General features: G+C 43.6%; 1 pseudogene. It reads left to right on the top strand.

Going from position 1 to position 1056, the window contains the following annotated elements:
- Positions 1 to 227 (top strand): annotated as a pseudogene (locus C9I92_RS25630) (ATP-binding protein); the annotation flags it as partial.
- Positions 228 to 1056 lie beyond the last annotated feature (829 nt).

Below are 1056 nucleotides of genomic sequence, written 5' to 3'. Positions count from 1 at the left end.
TCGGTCTGCACTCCATCAACATGTTCCAACGCGGGCAGGAAGTCTCGAAAACTATTATCGACAACTGCCAGTTCGCCTGCGTAATGATGCAGAAAGCGGAAGATAGTGCGTATTACCTGCAACGCAAAACAGGGATTCCAGCGGAAGAGATCACGGAATTGGAGATACTGGAGTATATATTGCAAGATGGGAAAGCCTGGAAAACTGGGAAATTATCTTGGAAGTAAGAACGGGGCCGCCATCGTCAACTACACTTAAGATTGTACGCCTATCAGCGATAGTATACTTCTTGGTTCCATCGTGACGTTTGTCACATTCTCCGGGCTCATTAACTTAATTGTCTAGTGGGCTTTTTTTTTGCTTAAAAATCAGCCTGACGGCGATTTGTTGCTATTATTGCCATCGCCTGTAATCCTCTTATAATACCGCACCCTACATAATTACATCTGTAACAATTAGAAACCATGAGCACGAAACCTTGCTTACACCTGGAAGATTTCAAGAAGCTTGAGGATTTTCTCGACTCCACCAATCTTTTTATCATGTCAGCCCTAAGCCACTCCCTTGAAAGAGCTTACACAACCGTCACGGATTCCGAGCGAATTGATTACTGCGACTTTTTAAAAATGACTATGAGAGAGCAATTCCAATGGCTCCTGTCTGTCTCTAGCGGGCGAGAAGATGAATTGAAGCGATTTATTCTGAGAAAGTTTTATCAAATATTGAACTGACAGCAGAATTACCCCCAAAGGATAACCTTGCTGACTACAATGAAAGTGTCCTTGAAGTATCCTGTGTTCATTCATTGTTTCAAATAATTGTGACACATTGCACATAGTCAACAGCCCGCAAACCTATAGGTTTAGCGGGCTTTTTTTCGTTTGCCTAAAAACCAAATCACTTGGTTTTCTGTTGGGGCATTTCAACAAACCAACAGAGAGCAAACGATATGAGTGCAAAAACCAAAGGCTATGTGATCACCGGTGTGATTGCGTTACTGGTCGCCGCTGGCGTGGTCTGGGCGTCAAACAACGTTGACGCCGTTGAAGACGCAAT

Origin of the sequence: Photobacterium ganghwense, assembly GCF_003025595.1 — a bacterium.
Taxonomy (GTDB): Bacteria; Pseudomonadota; Gammaproteobacteria; order Enterobacterales; family Vibrionaceae; genus Photobacterium; species Photobacterium ganghwense.
The sequence above is the reverse complement of the archived record's forward strand: the minus strand, read 5'-3'. Positions and strand labels throughout refer to the sequence as shown.